At 64.6% G+C, this 17,654-nt stretch carries 18 protein-coding genes; 7 read left to right on the top strand and 11 right to left on the bottom strand.

All coding sequences use genetic code 11. From position 1 onward, the window contains the following. Nucleotides 1-116 precede the first annotated feature (116 nt). The 3 genes from VGR99_RS19365 to VGR99_RS19355 all read right to left on the bottom strand — a co-directional run bounded on the left by VGR99_RS19365 (nucleotide 117) and on the right by VGR99_RS19355 (nucleotide 6,161). Nucleotides 117-506: a Zn-ribbon domain-containing OB-fold protein gene (locus VGR99_RS19365; RefSeq protein ID WP_014494555.1), complete on the bottom strand. Its 390-nt coding sequence runs from the start codon at nucleotides 504-506 to the stop codon at nucleotides 117-119. Further along, nucleotides 506-1,663 carry a thiolase domain-containing protein gene (locus VGR99_RS19360; RefSeq protein WP_018322309.1) on the bottom strand — a complete coding sequence of 386 codons (1,158 nt, stop codon included), beginning with the start codon at nucleotides 1,661-1,663 and terminating at the stop codon, nucleotides 506-508. The genes VGR99_RS19365 and VGR99_RS19360 overlap by 1 nt, the downstream gene beginning before the upstream one ends. 1,006 nt (nucleotides 1,664-2,669) lie before the next feature. Next, nucleotides 2,670-6,161, bottom strand: a complete 3,492-nt coding sequence (locus VGR99_RS19355; RefSeq protein ID WP_326900540.1) for an indolepyruvate ferredoxin oxidoreductase family protein — start codon at nucleotides 6,159-6,161, stop codon at nucleotides 2,670-2,672. Between the two features lie 294 nt (nucleotides 6,162-6,455). Here VGR99_RS19355 and VGR99_RS19350 point away from each other — a divergent pair, with 294 nt between their 5' ends. Continuing rightward, a complete protein-coding gene (locus VGR99_RS19350; RefSeq protein WP_326900539.1) occupies nucleotides 6,456-7,667 on the top strand; it encodes a cytochrome c in 1,212 nt (403 codons plus the stop codon). Here the strand turns inward: VGR99_RS19350 and VGR99_RS19345 are convergent, their stop codons facing one another. Beyond that, nucleotides 7,668-8,318 (bottom strand): trimeric intracellular cation channel family protein, encoded by a 651-nt coding sequence (locus tag VGR99_RS19345; RefSeq protein ID WP_326900538.1) that lies wholly within the window; start codon nucleotides 8,316-8,318, stop codon nucleotides 7,668-7,670. A 166-nt stretch (nucleotides 8,319-8,484) separates the two neighbouring features. On the opposite strand from VGR99_RS19345, the gene VGR99_RS19340 reads away from it, so the two are divergent. After that, nucleotides 8,485-8,883, top strand: coding sequence for a hypothetical protein (locus VGR99_RS19340; RefSeq protein ID WP_326900537.1), 399 nt, complete (start codon nucleotides 8,485-8,487; stop codon nucleotides 8,881-8,883). Between the two features lie 125 nt (nucleotides 8,884-9,008). Here VGR99_RS19340 and VGR99_RS19335 read toward each other — a convergent pair whose 3' ends face one another. From VGR99_RS19335 to VGR99_RS19325, 3 genes are read right to left on the bottom strand one after another with little or no spacing between them, the layout of a single operon-like run. Continuing rightward, entirely contained in the window at nucleotides 9,009-9,818 is an 810-nt protein-coding gene (locus VGR99_RS19335) for an isocitrate lyase/phosphoenolpyruvate mutase family protein (protein WP_326900536.1), read from the bottom strand. Between the two features lie 51 nt (nucleotides 9,819-9,869). Then, a complete protein-coding gene (locus VGR99_RS19330) occupies nucleotides 9,870-10,220 on the bottom strand; it encodes an antibiotic biosynthesis monooxygenase (RefSeq protein WP_326900535.1) in 351 nt (116 codons plus the stop codon). Nucleotides 10,221-10,244: 24 nt separating this feature from the next. Continuing rightward, nucleotides 10,245-10,553, bottom strand: a complete 309-nt coding sequence (locus tag VGR99_RS19325; RefSeq protein ID WP_326900534.1) for an NIPSNAP family protein — start codon at nucleotides 10,551-10,553, stop codon at nucleotides 10,245-10,247. 245 nt (nucleotides 10,554-10,798) lie between these two features. Between VGR99_RS19325 and VGR99_RS19320 the strand changes: the two genes are divergently transcribed. The 3 genes from VGR99_RS19320 to VGR99_RS19310 all read left to right on the top strand — a co-directional run bounded on the left by VGR99_RS19320 (nucleotide 10,799) and on the right by VGR99_RS19310 (nucleotide 13,252). Further along, nucleotides 10,799-11,497, top strand: coding sequence for a winged helix-turn-helix domain-containing protein (locus tag VGR99_RS19320; protein ID WP_326900532.1), 699 nt, complete (start codon nucleotides 10,799-10,801; stop codon nucleotides 11,495-11,497). A 195-nt stretch (nucleotides 11,498-11,692) separates the two neighbouring features. After that, complete coding sequence (locus tag VGR99_RS19315; RefSeq protein ID WP_326900530.1) at nucleotides 11,693-12,703, top strand: alpha/beta hydrolase; 1,011 nt, start codon at nucleotides 11,693-11,695, stop codon at nucleotides 12,701-12,703. Between the two features lie 306 nt (nucleotides 12,704-13,009). Next, entirely contained in the window at nucleotides 13,010-13,252 is a 243-nt protein-coding gene (locus VGR99_RS19310) for a GCG_CRPN prefix-to-repeats domain-containing protein (RefSeq protein WP_220010698.1), read from the top strand. A gap of 202 nt (nucleotides 13,253-13,454) precedes the next feature. On the opposite strand, the gene VGR99_RS19305 is transcribed toward VGR99_RS19310, so the two are convergent. After that, complete coding sequence (locus tag VGR99_RS19305; RefSeq protein ID WP_326900529.1) at nucleotides 13,455-13,742, bottom strand: twin-arginine translocation signal domain-containing protein; 288 nt, start codon at nucleotides 13,740-13,742, stop codon at nucleotides 13,455-13,457. A gap of 211 nt (nucleotides 13,743-13,953) precedes the next feature. Then, entirely contained in the window at nucleotides 13,954-14,268 is a 315-nt protein-coding gene (locus tag VGR99_RS19300; protein WP_326900528.1) for a hypothetical protein, read from the bottom strand. 349 nt (nucleotides 14,269-14,617) lie between these two features. Between VGR99_RS19300 and VGR99_RS19295 the strand changes: the two genes are divergently transcribed. Both VGR99_RS19295 and VGR99_RS19290 read left to right on the top strand, forming a co-directional pair. Further along, entirely contained in the window at nucleotides 14,618-15,268 is a 651-nt protein-coding gene (locus tag VGR99_RS19295) for a glutathione S-transferase family protein (protein ID WP_326900527.1), read from the top strand. Between the two features lie 93 nt (nucleotides 15,269-15,361). Continuing rightward, nucleotides 15,362-15,514 (top strand): hypothetical protein, encoded by a 153-nt coding sequence (locus tag VGR99_RS19290; protein ID WP_326900526.1) that lies wholly within the window; start codon nucleotides 15,362-15,364, stop codon nucleotides 15,512-15,514. 9 nt (nucleotides 15,515-15,523) lie between these two features. Here VGR99_RS19290 and VGR99_RS19285 read toward each other — a convergent pair whose 3' ends face one another. Further along, nucleotides 15,524-15,871: a hypothetical protein gene (locus VGR99_RS19285; protein WP_326900580.1), complete on the bottom strand. Its 348-nt coding sequence runs from the start codon at nucleotides 15,869-15,871 to the stop codon at nucleotides 15,524-15,526. Nucleotides 15,872-15,986: 115 nt separating this feature from the next. Continuing rightward, entirely contained in the window at nucleotides 15,987-17,519 is a 1,533-nt protein-coding gene (locus tag VGR99_RS19280; RefSeq protein ID WP_326900524.1) for an acyl-CoA carboxylase subunit beta, read from the bottom strand. Between the last annotated feature and the right edge of the window lie 135 nt (nucleotides 17,520-17,654).

Raw genomic sequence — 17,654 nt, 5'->3', positions numbered from 1 at the left:
CGTCCTACACAACGTGCAGAACGGAGAATTCGTAGGATGGGTAGAGCGAAGCGAAACCCATCATTGCTTGCGTCGGTGGGTTTCGCTTCGCTCTACCCACCCTACGCAGCGTCGGCTCAGGCCGGCGTGAAGAACGGCAGCGGGGCGCCGTCGGTCGGCTTGAACACCACCTTCACCTTCTGGCCGATCTTCAGCTTCTCGAGATCGCAGTCGACGAAATTGGTCTGCACCGACGGTCCTTCCTTCAGCGTGACATAGCCGATGGCGTACGGGCCGGTCGGCGACTTCCGCATCAGGCTCCAGGTGTAGATCGTGCCCTCGCCGGAGGCCTCTTCCCACACCGTCTTGTCGGAGTAGCAGAACGGACAGATCGAGCGCGGGAAGTAATGCGCTTCGCCGCAGGCGGTGCAGCGCTTGATCATGAACTTGCCCTGCTTCGCGGCATCCCAGAATGCGGCGGTCTCCGGATTGGTCACCGGGGCCGGATATTTCTTTGCATCTACCATCACACGCGCTCCAGAATGGCCGTCGAGGCGGCGTGGCGGACACCCAGAAGGCCGCCGGTGCCGTGGGCGATGGCGAGATCGCAATTTTTCACCTGCACCTTCGGATGCGCCTCGCCGCGCAACTGCCTGACGGCTTCGATGATCTTGGTCATGCCGCCGCGGTTGACGGGATGGTTGCTGCAGAGCCCGCCGCCATCGGTGTTGAACGGCAGCTTGCCGACGCCCGAGATGAGGTTGCCGTCGGCGACGAACTTGCCGCCCTCGCCCTTCTTGCAGAAGCCGAGGTCCTCGAGCTGCATCAGCACCGTGATGGTGAAGCTGTCATAGATCGAGGCGTATTTGATGTCCTTCGGCGTGATGCCGGCTTCCTCGAACGCGCGCGGGCCGGACCAGATGCCGGCGGAATATGTGAGATCGAGATCCTTGCCGCCGCGCGGGCCCTTCATCGCCTCGCCATGCCCGATCAGCTTGACCAGCGGCTTCTTCAGGCTCCTGGCGATCTCCGGCGTCGTCACGATGAGCGCGCCGCCGCCGTCGGAGACGACGCAGCAATCCATGCGATGCAGCGGATCGGAGATCATCGGCGAGTTCAGGACGTCTTCGACGGTGACGACGTCCTTGAGCATCGCATGCGGATTGTATTGCGCGTGATGCGAGGCTGCGACCTTGATCCAGGCGAGCTGCTCGCTCGTGGTGCCATAGTCGTGCATATGGCGCATGGCACACATGCCATAGGCATTGTGCGTGGTCGCGCCGTAAGCCGACTCGAAATCGACCTCGGCGCCGGCTGCGCGCGGCGGCATCACGCCGGTGCGCGGCTTGCCCGCAAGCGTGATCAGCGCAATCGAGCACTTGCCCGCGGCGATCGCCTCGGCGGCATGGCCGAGATGGATGATGTAGGAACAGCCGCCGGTCTCGGTGGAATCGACGTGGCGGAGCTTCTTGGTGTTCAGGCCGAGATAATCGACCATCGGCCAGGCGCCGCCGGGCGCATCGCCCGCGCAGAAATAGCCGTCGACATCGTCCTTGCTGATCCCGGCATCCTCGATCGCGCCCTTGGCGACCTCGGCGTGAAGCTGGGCGGTGGATTTGTCCGGCGCATGCCGGGTCGGGTGTTCGTAGATCCCGGCAATGTAGGCTTTGCCCTTGATGGTCAAAACAGAGGTCTCCGCTCGCGTTTCTTCTTCGCTCTTTTTTCTGAACCGCACCGGCCTGATTGGCAAGCGCGGAAATATTCCGTCGGGCGAGAGGGCAGCGGCTTGGCGCAAATGGGGTGGTAGCGGGCGCGAAAGCCCCATTCCTCATCCTGAGGAGCGCGGAACGCGCGTCTCGAAGGATGAAGGCCCGGCCGGGGCTCCCCGCCCTTCGAGACGCCGCTTCGCGGCTCCTCAGGGTGAGGGAGAGAGAGCCGTGCTGCCTCGCCGTCGTCATTGCGAGCGCAGCGAAGCAATCCAGGAATTTTTCGGCGGATGCATTTCTGGATTGCTTCACTGCGCTCGCAATGACGGCCAGACACACCTTCGCATCCTCGCGGCGCATCTCGCCCGAGCCTTGCTTCCGTCCGGCTCCCTCCTTGAACAGAGGGCGCAGGGAAGACCGAGTGCCGGCTGGGCACCCACGGTCCGCTGTGCTGAGAATGCGCGAAGAACAGATGCACAGCGGCATACAGGTGCGGCCAAACAACCGGCCTTCCCTGCGCAGTGGTTTGACGGCTTATGTCGCGCTCTCCCCGGGGAGCGATGCACTATTGCCCCCGTCGCCCTGCGAGCGATCGCAAGACTTGACGCACAGACCCCGGGCGTCAGGACCACACGATTTTGCCGTACGCGAGACTGCGCCCGTCGTGCACGAGACAATCGCTCGTGCGACTCAGCCCGCGTCCACCGCCACTCACCCCGCGTTTCGTGACGATCGCGATACGCCCCTCTGACTGGGATGAGGTGACGGACGAATACGACAAACCCGAATTTCGGTAAAGTGGAATGTTTTCGCGCGCGAGGATTGACCCATCGCGTGGGTGTTTTGCCCGACGGGCAGCGCAAGGGATGGTGTCGCCGGATGGGTTCGTAGGGCGGATTAGCCGAAGGCGTAATCCGCCGCATTGATCTCTACGGCAACAGATGTGGCGGATTACGCGTCGGTAATCCGCCCTACGGGACTGCCCTACTCCGCTGCGATCTGCCTTGGGGCGGGCGGCGGGTTAGCCAGATCGGCGGCGAGCTGGGCGTAGCGGGCCTTGGCGTCGGCCACCGCCTTCTCCTTCACCGGGCCGTAGCCGCGGATGCGGTCGGGCAGCGACAGGATTTCGACTGCGGTGTCGTGCGTGACCGGCGACAACAGGCCGAGCACGGTGGCGACGTCCTTCTCGTAGCCGACGATGAGATCGCGCTCGAGCTTGCGATCGGCGCTGCCGCCGAAGATGTCGAGCGGGGTGCCGCGCAGGAACTTGAACTTCGCCAGCACGCGGAAGACGTTCAGCATCCAGGGGCCGAAGGCGCGCTTCTTCGGACGTCCCAGCGCATCGACGCCGCGGCTGAGGATCGGCGGGGCCAGGTTGAAGTTGAACTTGAAGTCGCCCTCGAACTGGTCGCGGAGCTGCTGCTCGAAGGCCCCATCGGTGAACAGGCGCGCGACTTCGTATTCGTCCTTGTAGGCCAGCAGCTTGGCGTAGTTCACCGCGACCGCGCGCGGCAGCGCGTCACCATAATCGCCCTGCTTGGCGGCATCGCGGACCTGGTCGATCAGCTTGCGATAGCGTTTTGCCAGGCGGCCGTTCTGGTAGGCGGTCAGGTGCTTGGCGCGGTGCTCGATGACCTCGTCGAGCGTCATCGCATCCAGCGTCTTGGGCGCGGCGACCTCGTCGGTCCCCTTCAGCATCTCCGCAAGGCGCTCGGGCTCGGCGACCGCGAGACGGCCGAGGCGGAAGGCTTCCTTGTTCATCTTGATCGAGACGCCGTTGACCTCGATCGCCTGCTCGATCGATTCAGCCGACAACGGCAAGAGCCCCTTCTGATAGGCATAGCCCATCATCATCATGTTGGTGGCGATGCTGTCGCCGAGCAGCAGCTCGGCCGGCTTGGTGAAGTCGAAGAAGACGGAATCCTTGTGCAGCGCCGTTTCCAATAGCCCGTTCAGCTTGCGGGTCTGGAAGTTGAAGTCGCGGTTGAGGACGAAGTCGGCGGTCGGAATGACGTGGCTGTTGATGATGCCGCGGGTGCGGCTGGTGTCGCACAGCGAGATCGTGTCCTTGGCGACCGCGACGACCTCGTCGGCGGCAAGCACGACGTCGGCGGTGCCGGTGACGATGCGCGAGCAGGTCACCTCGGCCGGATGATCCGACAGGCGGACGTGGCTGAGCACCGCGCCGCCCTTTTGCGCGAGGCCGGACATGTCGAGGATCATCGAGGCCTTGCCCTCGATGTGCGCGGCCATGCCGAGCAGCGCGCCGATGGTGAGCACGCCGGTGCCGCCGACACCGCCGACGGCGATGTTGTAGGGCTTGTCGAGGCTGGGACGCGAGGCCGGCTCCGCAATCGCGCCGATGTCGGAGAGATCAGCCGGCGCGCGATGGCGCGGCTTGCCGCCGTCCACGGTGACGAAGGACGGGCAGAAACCCTTGAGGCACGAATAGTCCTTGTTGCAGGCGGACTGGTTGATGGCGCGCTTGCGGCCGAACTCGGTCTCCAGCGGCTCGACCGAGATGCAGTTCGACTGCACCGAGCAATCGCCGCAGCCTTCGCAGACAGCCGGATTGATCATGACGCGGCGCGCCGGATCTTCCATCAGGCCGCGCTTGCGGCGGCGGCGCTTCTCGGCCGCGCAGGTCTGCACGAAGACGATCGCCGAGGTGCCCTTGTACTCGCGGCACATCTTCATGACGTCTTGCAATTCGTCGCGGTGGTGCAGCTTCACGCCGGTCGCGATGGTGCTGGCCGGATAGGCGTCGGGCGTCTCCGAGACCAGATAGATCTCGCGGATGCCTTCGGCATGGAGCTGAAAGGTGATCTGCTGCGGCGAGAGATCGCCGTCATGACGCTGGCCGCCGGTCATGGCGACGGCGTCGTTGTAGAGGATCTTGTAGGTGATGTTGGTCTTGGACGCCACCGCCTGGCGGATGGCGAGAAGGCCGGAGTGGAAGTAAGTGCCGTCGCCGAGGTTCGCGAAGATGTGGTTCTCGTTGGTGAAGGGCGCGATGCCGACCCACGGCACGCCCTCGCCGCCCATATGCGTAAAGGTCTCGGTCGAGCGGTCCATCCACAGCGCCATGAAATGGCAGCCGATGCCGGCGAGCGCGCGGCTGCCTTCGGGGACCTTTGTCGAGGTGTTGTGGGGACAGCCGGAGCAGAAATACGGGGTGCGGGAGACAGGGGCGACCGCCTGCATCTGGGATGCCTGGCGGCCGTTGAACCAATCGGCCTTGGCGCGGAGCATCTCCGCGATCTCAGGGTTGAGGTTAAGCCGGAGCAGCCGCTCGGTCAGCGAGGTCGCAAGCGAGGCGACGCTGAGCTCGGCGGAGAAGGTCAGGAAGCGCTTGTCGTGCTCGTCCATCTTGCCGACGATGCGCGGGCGGACGTCGTCGCGCCAGTTGAACAGCTCCTGCTTGACCTGGTTCTCGACGATCTCGCGGCGCTCTTCGATGATGAAGATCTCTTCGAGCCCGACCGCGAACTGGCGCACGCCTTCCGGCTCCAGCGGCCAGGGCATGCCGATCTTGTAGAGACGGAGGCCGATCTTGGCGGCGACCTCTTCGGTGATGCCGAGCTCGCGCAACGCCTGCCGCACGTCCTCGTAGCTCTTGCCCGAGGCCATGATGCCGAAGCGCGCGTTCGGCGAGTCCATGGTGACGCGGTTGACCTTGTTGGCGCGGGCGAAGGCGATCGCGGCAAAGCCCTTGTAGTCCTGCAGGCGGCGGTCCTGCTCGAAACGGTCGTCGGGCCAGCGCAGATTGAGGCCGCCGGGCGGCAGCTCGAAATCGGTCGGGATGATGAAGGGCTTCATCTCGTCGGTGAGATCGATCTCGGCGGTGGTCTCCACCGTCTCCGTGATCACCTTCATGCCGACCCAGCAGCCCGAATAGCGCGACATCGCGATGCCGAGCAGGCCCATCTCGATCATCTCGTGGATGCTCGAGGGATAGAGATACGGCATCAAGGCCGACATGAAGGCATGGTCGGACTGATGCGGGACGGTCGAGGACTTTGCGCCGTGGTCGTCGCCGGCCAGGCACAACACGCCGCCGTTCTTGGCGGAGCCGGCGGCATTGCCGTGGCGGAACACGTCGCCGCAGCGATCGACGCCGGGCCCCTTGCCGTACCAGATGCCGACCACGCCGTCATATTTGGCGCCGGGCGAGAGGTTGAGCTGCTGCGAGCCCCAGACGGCGGTCGCCGCCAGATCCTCGTTCACGCCGGGCTGGAACTTGATGTTGTACTGCTCGAGATGCTTGCGCGCGGCGAAGAGCTGCTGGTCATAACCGCCGAGCGGCGAGCCGCGGTAGCCGGAGATGAAGCCTGCGGTGTTGAGGCCGTTGGCGCGGTCGCGCCGGATCTGGGCCATCGGCAACCGGACCAGGGCCTGGATGCCCGTGGTGAAGACGTGTCCGGTTTCCTGGGTGTATTTTTGATCGAGACTGATTGGACCCTGGTTGATTCCCATGTTGTCCTCTTTCCGCGCCCTGTTCAGGTCTTTGTCACTTAAGATCGCTTAAGCCGTTGCCTGCCCGTTGTTTTTAGCTAGGGCGCGCCGACCACCTGCGCCACTCTATGTCGGATATTTAACGCGGCGCATCACAAATCTGGATCAAAGCGAGCGCCGGGTAAAAATCGCAATTTCGTGGCCTGAAAGGCATCACGCATTTGCAATTTGTGTCACCATACCCCGGCCGTCGCGAAATGAATCGACGCAACCGTCATGCCGGACGATGTCGATTGGTCGCAGGAGAGGCTTTCGATGCGGACGATTCTGGCCGGTCTTGCATTGTGCAGTGCAGTTGCGACGACGGCTCCTGCCGCCGAGCCGTCGCCTGAGCTGATCGCCTACGGCAAGACGCTGGTCGAGGCCGGCGGCTGCGCCGGCTGCCACACCGCCGATCCGGCCAAGCCGTTCGCGGGCGGCAAGCGGATCGACACGCCGTTCGGCGCGATCTATGCGCCGAACCTGACGCCGGACCGCGACACCGGGATCGGCGGCTGGGCCGACGCCGATTTCACCCGCGCGCTGCGCTATGGCACCGCGCCCGACGGCTCGAACTATTATCCGGCGTTCCCCTATCCCTACTTCACGAAGATGACCAAGGACGACACGCTGGCGATCCGCGCCTATCTCGGCACGCTGGCGCCGGTGGCGAACCGCAACAAGCCGCCGGAGCTGCGCTGGCCGTTCGGCTATCGCAGCCTGATGCGGCTCTGGAACGCCGCGTATTTCACGCCGGGCCTGTTCGAGCCGGACCAGACCCAGAGCGCGGCCTGGAACAGAGGCGGCTATCTCGTCACCGGGCTCGGCCATTGCGGCGCCTGTCACACGCCGAAGAACTATTTTGGCGCGGACAAGGCTGCGCAGGCGCTCTCCGGCAACGAGGTCGGCGGCTGGTACGCGCCGAGGCTCGATGGCGCGGCGCGCACCGGGCTGAAATCGTGGAGCGCCGAGGACATCACCGAATATTTGCAGAGCGGACGCAACGCGAAGAGCCATGCCGGCGGGCCGATGGCCGATGTGATCGTCAATTCGACGGCGAAGATGAGCGATGCCGACGTGCGCGCGATCGCGGAGTACCTGAAGGGCCTGCCGCCGTCGCGGCGCGAGACGATCGTGGCGCCGCCTGAGGAGGCCGAGATGAAAGCCGGCCAGGCGGTCTACGCCAAGCTCTGCATCGCCTGCCATGAGGCCGACGGCTCGGGCGCGCCGCGGATCTATCCGCCGCTCCCCGGCAACGCGCTGCTGCAATCGGTCAATCCGGCCTCGACCTTGCGCATCATCCTCGACGGCGCCCACACCGTGACGACGCCGCGCGCGCCCAACACCGGCGAGATGCCGGGATATGCCAAGCAATTGTCCGACGCAGAGATCGCGGCGGTGACGAACTACATGCGCAATTCCTGGGGCAATGCCGCCCCGCTGGTGACGCCGTCGCAGGTGGCGAAGGCGCGGAAGCAGGAGCCGTAGCTACGGCCGGCGCTCCTCATCCCCCGTGAACACGAATTTCGGCATCTCCCATTTGTAGCGCACCGCCAGCAGGCGGAAGCTGATACCGAGGACGAAGGTCAAGATGGTCCAGAGCTCGGCGTTGAGATTGAGGCCGAAGGCGGTGGCGTAGAACAGCCCCGTGACCACCGAGACACTGGCGTAGAGTTCGGAGCGAAACAGCAGCGGCACGTCGTTGCAGAGCACATCGCGCAAGACGCCACCGGCGCAGCCCGTGATCATGCCGGAGACGATGACGATCGGCAGCGTCGCGTCCATCTGCCAGGCAACGTTGCAGCCGGCCATGGTAAAGACGACGAGGCCGATGGCATCGAGCACGATGAAGGCGACCTTCAGCCGGTGCACGAGACGCGCGGTCAGGATGGTAAGGAAGGCGGCCCCGCCGGCAAGCGCGAGATAGATCGGGTTCTGGACCCAGACCAGCGGATAGTGCCCAAGCACGAGATCGCGCACCGTGCCGCCGCCGAGCGCCGTGATGCAGCCGAGGAAGCAGACGCCCAGCCAGTCCATGCTGCGGCGCCCCGCTGCGAGTGCAGCGGTCATGCCTTGCGCTGCAACGGCAACCAGCGACAGGAAATGCAGCACGCTATCGCTCGGCGGCAGGCTCCACATCGTCTGGTTCCCTTCTCCCTGCGGTGGAACTTACCCGCGGGGTTCCCAACGGAACAGGTTCCCGATTCCCGCCGCGGGGGCAACATGCGACGAAAGCATAAAGCGGGCGGAACGGAATCTCGCAGCTGAGGGTTGTCTTGGCGCAATCAACGAGGAGATCCAATCGATGGCTGACGACCGTTTTCCCAACGATCCGTATCGCCCGAACCTCAGCGACGACGAGTATCTTCGCGTGGCGCGGCGGCAGGATGCCGACCTCCAGGCCGACCCTGAATTGGGCGAAGGTCCCGCCTCCAGCGGCAAGGTCGCGCTGTTTGCCGTAGCCGTCGCCCTGGTGCTGGGCGCCGTGTTCTATGGCCTGAACAATTCGAGCACGGGCAACCAGGCGAGCAACACGCCCGCCACGCAGACCGCGCAGCAGGCTCCGTCTGCCAATCCGGCGGCGCCTCCCGGCATGCGTGACGTGACGCCGCGCGCCAATACCGAGCCGGGCAAGACCACCGGTGCTGCGCCGAGCAAGCCGGCGGCGCCTGATCCGGCCGCTCCGTCCGAGGGCGCGAAGTAAGAGCACGGCTGTCATCGCGGAATACACAACCGTCATCGCCCCTTCGCGGGGCATGACGTCGAGAACGGAATGGAGAGCGGCGGGACTCGAAAGAGTCCCGCCGCTTTCGTTTGCTGAATTTGGCTCTAGCTGAACATCTTGTTGAGCTCGCCGCCGGGATAGCCGCTGCCGAGCTCCGTGAACGTGCCCTTCTCCGCCATCTCCTTCGCCGCGCGCATGAAGCCGCCCCAGGCGGCGCGGGCGAGCGAGCCGCCGACGCTGATGCGGCGGACGCCGAGATCTTCGGCCTCCTTCAGCGACAGGCCGGACGCACCGATCAGCAGATTGAACGGCTTTGGTGCGACAGCCTTCACCACCGCGGCGATGTCCTCGCGGGTCTTCAGGCCCGGCGCGTAGAGGCAATCGGCGCCGGCATCCGCGTAGGCAGTGAGCCGGTCGATGACGAGCTTGAGATCGGTGACGCCCCACAGATAAGCCTCGCAGCGCCCGACCAGCAGCGTGTTGCTGTCGCCGATCGCCCTGCGCGAGGCCTTGATGCGCTCGACCGCGAGGGCGCGATCATAGAGCGGCTTGTCCTTGTCGCCGGTGGAATCCTCGATCGAAAGGCCGGCAACGCCGGTGCGCACACCGCGCTCGACATTGTCGGCGACCTTGTCCGGCTCGACCGCGAAGCCGCCCTCGAAATCCGCGTTCACGGGAATGTCGACCGACGAGCTCAATGCTGCCAGATGCTGACAGACATCCTCGACGGTGACGCGGTTGTCGGCCTTGCCGATGGTCCAGGCAAAGCCCGCGCTGGACGAGGCAAGCGCCTTGAAACCGAGATGCTGCAACGCCTTGGCGCTGCCGACGTCGACCGGATTGGGCAGAATGAAGCAGCCGCTCTCGTGCATCTTCCTGAACGTCGCGCGCTTGTCAGCGGTTGTCACATGCATGTTTCTCTCCCTTGTTGGCCGCGCAGACATAGGCACGCGCATTCGGCGCCGCTAGTGCACATCATGCACCGCGCGGCTGTCCTTCGGCGCCTGCTCGCGATCATTCATGCCGTAGTCGCGGATGACGCTGGCAATACGCAAGTGGTAGTCGGCAAAAATCTGCGCCCTGCCTTTGGCCTGGGTGCGGCGGTGCTCCATCGTGTTGCGCCAGGCTTGCACCGCGGCCTCATCGCGCCAGAACGACACCGACAGGATCTTGCCCTTCTCGGTCAGGCTCTCGAAGCGCTCGACCGAGATGAAGCCGTCGATCGTCTGCAGGATCGGCTTCAGATCGGCCGCGAGGTCGAAGTAGTCCTGGCGATGTTCCGGCTTGGGCCAGACTTCGAAAATCACGACGATCATGGGCGTCTCCTTCGCGTTGGTGGCCTACAATACCACCTTGCGCAAAAACGTGCGCTCTTCCGCGAGAATGAATTTGTTCTCCTCGGCGAAATGGAAATTCGCCATGCCCTCGCTGTCCTGCCGCAGCCGCGCGCGATAGGCCTCGTAGGCGGCGAGGCTCTCGAAGGTGATCAGCGCGAACGCGATGTTGTTGGTGCCCTCATGCGGCATGAAATAGCCGATCAGGTCGCCGCCGCATTTCGGGATGATGGTGAGCCAGCGTTTCGAATATTCCTCGAACTGCGCACGCTTGAAGGGATCGAGCTGATAGCGGATGAAGACGGTGACGGACATGGTGGGCTCCTATTTTCTGTGACCGACAGCGATGCTGCTAAACCCTCATCCTGAGGAGCTTGCGCAGCAAGCGTCTCGAAGAATGAAGGCCCCGCCGGTGGCCTCGCCCTTCGAGACGCGCGCAAGAGCGCGCTCCTCAGGGTGAGGATCGTTGTTCAGGTTTTGCTTCGCCGCTCGTTCGCAACGACGGTGTGAGAGCACGCTACGCCCTTGCCCGACCACAATGCTTCGGCTACCATCGAAGCATGAAATCAGGCCCCGACATCGCCATGGTCGCCTCGCTGGTCGGCGATCCCGCCCGCGCCAACATGCTCACGGCGCTGATGAACGGCCGCGCGCTCACCGCGAGCGAGCTGGCGCAGGAGGCCGGCATCACGCCGCAGACCGCAAGCTCGCATCTCTCCAAGCTCGAGGCCGGCGGGCTGGTCGAGCCGGAGAAGCAGGGCCGCCACCGCTACTATCGCCTCACCGACGACGATGTCGCCGGCGTGCTCGAAGGTCTTGCGGGGCTTGCCGCACGCACCGGCCACATGCGCGTGCGTACCGGGCCGAAGGATCCGGCGCTGCGGCGCGCGCGGATCTGCTACGACCATCTCGCCGGCGATCTCGGCGTGCAGATGCTCGACTCCTTGCGCACGCGAAACCTGGTCAGGCAGAAGAAGCAGGACATCGAGCTGACGGCGGAAGGCGAGCGCTTCCTCGCCAAGCATCTGCAGATCTCGGCCGACATGCTCAGCCATCCGCGTCGTCCGGTCTGCAAGGCCTGCCTCGACTGGAGCGAGCGGCGCCACCATCTCGCCGGCACGCTGGGTGCCGCCATGATGCAGCGTTTCGCCGAGCTGAAATGGGCCGCGCGCGACGCCACCCCCGGCAGCCGCGTGGTGAACTTCACCCGCACCGGCGAGAAGCAGTTTGCGGCGCTGTTTGGCAACGGGAAGGACTGATCACGCAGGCCGCGTGACGGCACACGTTTGCGTGTGAACTGCCGCGCCCGTCATGGCCGGGCTTGACCCGGCCATCCATCGCTTTAAGCGCAGTGTCGTTCCGGGATGGTCCGAAGGACCTGACCCGGAACCTCGAGATTCCGGGTTCGCGCTGCGCGCGCCCCGGAATGACGGTGCAACAGATTAGAGACCCCGATGAACCGCATCTTCTCGGCAGCGCTCGCCGCCGCCCTCCTCGCCGCCCCGCTCACTTCCGCCTATGCCGCCGACACGCCCCAGCGCGAGCCCTACGGCATCGCGCTCGAAGGCTTTGCCTATCCCTATCCCGTGCATCTGCTGCCGGTCACCAATGAAGGCGAGCAGCTCAGCATGGCCTATATGGACGTGGCGCCGGCGCAGCCGAACGGCCGCACCGTGGTGCTGCTGCACGGGCGCAATTTCCCGTCGAGCTACTGGGCGCCCGTCATCAAGATGCTGAGCGATGCCGGTTATCGTGTCGTGGTGCCGGACCAGATCGGCTTCGGCAAATCCTCCAAGCCCGCGGGCGAGCTGCATTTCGACAATCTGGCGCGCAACACCATCGCACTGCTGGATCATCTCAAGATCGACAAGGCCGAGATCGTCGCCCATTCGCTCGGCGGCATGCTGGGCGTGCGCATCGCCCGCGCCTACCCTGACCGCGTCGCCCATCTGGTGCTGACCGCGCCGATCGGCCTCGAAGACTACCGCCTCTACGTTCCGCCGACGCCGACCGAGAAGATCATCGAGAGCGAGGACAAGCTCACCGCCGACGGCTATCGCAAGCAGCTCCAGACCAATTACGCGATCAAGCTGCCACCGGACGCCATCACGCCGTTCATCGATGCGCGCTTCAACATCAAGGGCAGCCCGGATTATCCGCGCTGGCTGCGCGCCTTCGTCTCGTCCGGCCAGATGATCTATCGCGAGCCGGTCGCGCATGAGATTGCTCTCATCACCGAGCCGACGCTGTTCATCATGGGCGCCGACGACCACAACGCGCCGGGCCGCCCTCTCGCGCCGGAGGCGCTGCGCGCGAAGATGGGGCAGAACGCGGAACTGGCAAAGGCGCTTGCGGCAAAGATGCCGAACGCGCGGGCCGAGGTGATCCCCGACACCGGCCATCTCGTCTTCCTGGAGGCGCCGGAGAAGTACAGGGAGCTGGTGCTGGGCTTTCTCGGCCGCTAAAGCATGATCCGGAAAAGTACGCAGCGGTTTTCCGAAAAGATCATGCTCAAACAACAACCTAAAGCGCGATGAGGATTCATCCAATCTCATCGCGCTTTAGCCTCGTTCATGTCGCCTGAAGCCGCATGCGGGGGGACGTTCATGCCGCATTCAGGTCAAGATTGGCAGGTTTGGATCGCGACGTGTCGATGTGCTGCAAAATTTAACATGTCGAATCGTGTCTTTTGATTCATTGTGCGCCGCAAGCGCCCTCCCTGAAGAATCTGCCCTGAAGAACCTGCCCCCAAGGACAAGAAGGAAGATCAAATGAAATACCTCTTTGCCGCCGTCATGCTCGCCAGCGCGGTCGTTGGTTTCAGCGAGGCGGCCAGTGCCGCCGGCGGTTGCGGCCCCGGCTGGTATCGCGGCCCGTACGGTGGCTGCCGCCCGATGGCCGGGCGCCCGCCGGTCGTCGTCGTCGCACCGGCCCCTGCGCCGGTCGTCGTGGTGCGCCCGCGCGTGTGCCCCTACGGCTTCCGCTGGTGGGGTGGCCGCTGCCGCCCGATCTGATCTGACCTTTTCGTCATGCAAGATGGCCGCGCGGAATCCCCGCGCGGCCATTTTCGTTTGAGCACGACGTCGCGTCAGGCGTCCCACGAATCAAAACGGGGACCGCGATCGCGATCCCCGTCCAAAGCCCAATTGTTTGAGCATGATCCTTTCGGAAAACCGCTACACACTTTTCCGGATCATGCGCTAGCTTGCGCGAAGCTTACCAGTGGTGGCGATGCCAGCGCCGGTGATGCCAGCCCCAATGACGGCGCCGCCAGCCCCAATGATGGCCGTGACCATGGCCGTGCCAGTGGACCAGCTCCGGCTTGAGCTGCGCGGCTTCATCGCTGCTGGTGACCGCCGGATGCACATCGGCATCGGGCTGCCTGGTGCCACCCGGACCGCCGACCAGTTGCGGCGAGAGCGGCGCGGCCTGCGCGGCGGCGGTGAATGCGGCCGCTCCCGCGGCGACACCGAATGCGAGTTTCAGAAAATTGCGGCGTTCCATGACATCTTCCTTCAAGGCGAGCATTGCATGATGCGGAGGAAGTGTCGGGCTCGCGACATGAACTGCGGCTGAATCGCGTGTTCAGGTTCATTGCAACGGTGACAGGAAGAGTTGTGCCGTAGCCCGGATGGAGCGCAGCGCAATCCGGGAAAGTCTTTCCATAAGGCGCAGACCCCGGATTACGCTGCGCTCCATCCGGGCTACAAGTGCATTATTTCGCAAACTCCTGCGCCAGCACCAGCGTCTCGCGCGAGCGTTTCACCTCGGGCCAGTCGCGCTTGAAATCGGCAACGAGCTTGGTCAACGCATCGCCCTTCAGCATCGCCGCCAGCTTGGCCTCGTCATCGAACTGATACATGGCCTGATGCAGCGAGGGATCATCCAGGCTCCAGAACCGCCAGGCTTTGCTGACGCCGAATGCCTTCACCGCGTCGGGCACGTGCTCGGTCTCGTACCATTTGTCGAAAGCGGCGCGCTTGCTGGCGTCGGTGACGACGGCGCGGACGACGAAGAACGCGGCGGGCATCGGATTTCCTCCTGTTGTTTGACGTCACTATAGGCGGTTATAGTGGCGGCAACAAAAAGCCCGCGCCGTGCCGCGGTAAAGCGCGAGGCAGCGCGGCAGGTGGCCGAGCGGACACTGTTGCCGGAGGACGCGGAGCGTGCGGTGGAAGCCGCGAAGCAAGGCAAGCTCGCGAAGCTCGGGCCGTAGGTCCGTAGGATGGGTAGAGCGAAGCGAAACCCATCGTTTCTCCTCGCGGTTGGCATTGATGGGTTTCGCTTCGCTCTACCCATCCTACGAAAAAACTCGTCGCCCCCTGTCGGAACGCCCGCCCCTCATCCGTCCTATGCTTGAGACAGCACGGAGACACCGCATGGCCAATCTCACCCTCACCACCTTCGACTGGGTTCCCCCGCCTCCGCGCGGCTTCGTGCGCGACCTTCGGGTGCGCTGGGCGCTGGAGGAAGCCGCCTTGCCCTATCGCGTCGCGAGCGTGCCGTTCGGCGACCGCGGCCCCAGCCATTTCGCGCACCAGCCGTTCGGCCAGGTGCCGTGGCTGACCGACGGCGACCTCTCGATCTTCGAAAGCGGCGCGATCCTGCTGCATGTCGGCGGACTCAGCGAAAAACTGTTGCCCACGGACGCGCGAGGCCGCGTTGAGGCGACGGAATGGCTGTTCGCCGCGCTCAACTCGGTGGAGATGGCGAGCCTGCCCTGGACGATGTCGAAATTCATGGGTCACCCGACCGACACGGCAGCGTGGAAATTCGTGGACGACTTCCTCAAGCTTCGCCTCAAGCATCTCGAGACGGTGTTGGCCGGCCGCGAATGGCTGGCAGGATCATTCTCCGTCGCCGACATCCTGATGTCGGACGTGCTGCGCGTCGTCGATGGTTTCGGCGGGCTGGCGGACAGTCCCGCCTGCCGCGCCTACGTCGCACGCGCCACCGGCCGTCCGGCTTTCGCAAAGGCGCACGCCGACCAGCTGGCGCATTTCGCTGCGGCGGATAAGGCGCGCGCGTGACAAGCCGCACACAATTAACCCGCTGTTAGTCATGTGCCCACCACCGCCGGAACGAAGCAATTTGCTTCAAATTATTCCGGCGGGAGGTGTCACATGGCCCGTATCGATGATCTCAAGGAGCAGGTTGCCCGCGCCGAGCGTCTGGCAAAGACGATCCTCGACGAGGAAACCGTGGAGCGGCTGCAGACCTTCGCCGCCGAATGCCGTGCGGAACTGGTGGTGCTGACGCTGCGAGCCGCGACGTGAGGCTGCGTGTCACACCAGCTTCAGCGGCGCGTCGGCGACCAGGCGCAGGTCGATCGTTCCAATCAACGCCGCGCGCCGCGCCTCCGCAGCACCGATCGCCTCGTCCGTCTGCCGCAGCGTGCTGATGTTCGAGCCGAGCGACACGATCCCGCCCAGCACCAGCGCGATCGATCCGAGCGCGGCGGTCTGACCGGTCCCGAACAGCCCGAGGATGGTGATCAGCAGCAGAGCGGTACCTGCGCCGATGGCGATCTTGGACGCGAGAATATACTTCCGGCATCGCTCGGCGATCTCGGCAAGCCGCTCGATCCGGTCTTCGATGTCGGAGATTTCGTCGGTCGGATCGTCTTGAGTCATGATGCTGGATTCGCGGGCAAGTTCCTCTTGACCCGTAGCCCGCATGAGCGAAGCGACATGCGGGAACGATGCAAAAACCCGGATGTCGCTTTCGCTCATCCGGGCTACGCTTTCCTCACAACGGCAGATTGTCGTGCTTCTTCGCCGGCGCTTCGACCTTCTTGTCCTTCAGCATCGCCAGCGCGCGCGCGATGCGCTTGCGAGTCGAGTGCGGCATGATGACGTCGTCGATGTAGCCGCGCTCGGCGGCGATGAACGGCGACAGGAAGCGGTCTTCGTATTCCTTGGTGCGCGCGGCGATCTTGTCGGGGTCGCCGATGTCACTGCGGAAGATGATCTCGACCGCGCCCTTGGCGCCCATCACCGCGATCTGGGCGGTCGGCCAGGCGTAGTTCATGTCGGCGCCGATCTCCTTGGAGGCCATGACGTCGAAGGCGCCGCCATAGGCCTTGCGTGTGATGATGGTGACGAGCGGCACGGTGCACTGCGAATAGGCGAACAGCAGCTTGGCGCCGTGCTTGATCAGGCCGCCATATTCCTGCGCGGTGCCCGGCAGGAAGCCCGGCACGTCCACGAAGGTGACGATCGGGATGTTGAAGGCATCGCAGAAGCGGACGAAGCGCGCGGCCTTGCGCGAGGCATCGCTGTCGAGCACGCCGGCCAGCACCATCGGCTGGTTGGCGACGAAGCCGACGGTGCGGCCGGCGATGCGGCCGAAGCCGGTGACGATGTTCTTTGCGAACAGATCCGCGATCTCGAAGAAGTCGCCCTCGTCCACGACCTTCAGGATCAGCTCCTTCATGTCGTAGGGCTTGTTCGGATTGTCGGGGATCAGCGTGTCCAGGGACATGTCGACGCGGCCGATGTCGTCGAAGCTCGGCCATTCCGGCACGCCGTCGGTGTTGTTGGACGGCAGGAAGTCGATCAGGCGCCGCATCTGCAGCAGCGTCTCGACGTCGTTCTCGAAGGCGCCATCGGCGATCGAGGAGCGCGTGGCGTGCACCGAGGCACCGCCGAGCTCTTCGGCGGTGACGACCTCGTTGGTCACCGTCTTCACCACGTCGGGCCCGGTGACGAACATGTAGCTGGTGTTCTTCACCATGAAGATGAAGTCGGTCATGGCAGGCGAATAGACGTCGCCGCCGGCGCAGGGGCCCATGATCACGGAGATCTGCGGGATCACACCCGAGGCGAGCACGTTACGGCGGAACACATAGGAATAGCCGGCGAGCGCGGCGACGCCCTCCTGGATGCGGGCGCCGCCCGCGTCATAGAGGCCGATGATGGGCGCCCGCGCCTTCATCGCCATGTCCTGGAGCTTCGTGATCTTCAGCGCGTGCGTTTCCGAGAGGGAACCGCCGAACACCGTGAAGTCCTTGGCAAAGACGAACGTCTTGCGGCCGTTGACGGTGCCCCAGCCGGTGACGACGCCGTCGCCGGGGATCTTGTTCTTCTCCATGCCGAACTCGGTGGAGCGGTGCTCGACGAACATGTCGAACTCCTCGAACGATCCCTTGTCGAGCAAGAGCTCGATGCGCTCGCGGGCGGTCAGCTTGCCGCGGGCGTGCTGCGCCTCGATGCGCTTCTCCCCGCCGCCGAGCTTTGCGCCGGCACGACGATCTTCAAGGGCGTCCAGGATATGTTTCATTTGCTCCCGCCAGTTCTTAGCCTAAATGCGATTGCCGGGGGTTCTAACACGGCATTTTGCGGGCCGGGAAGCCGCTTTCGGCGCCGCAGGGCTGCCCTGCCGCAGCGTGAAAGCGCAAGGAATTACAAAGTTTTG

The organism is Bradyrhizobium sp. (genome assembly GCF_035935975.1).
Taxonomy (GTDB): domain Bacteria; phylum Pseudomonadota; class Alphaproteobacteria; order Rhizobiales; family Xanthobacteraceae; genus Bradyrhizobium.
Note: the sequence above shows the minus strand (reverse complement) of the source record. Positions and strands in the feature narration are given on the sequence as shown.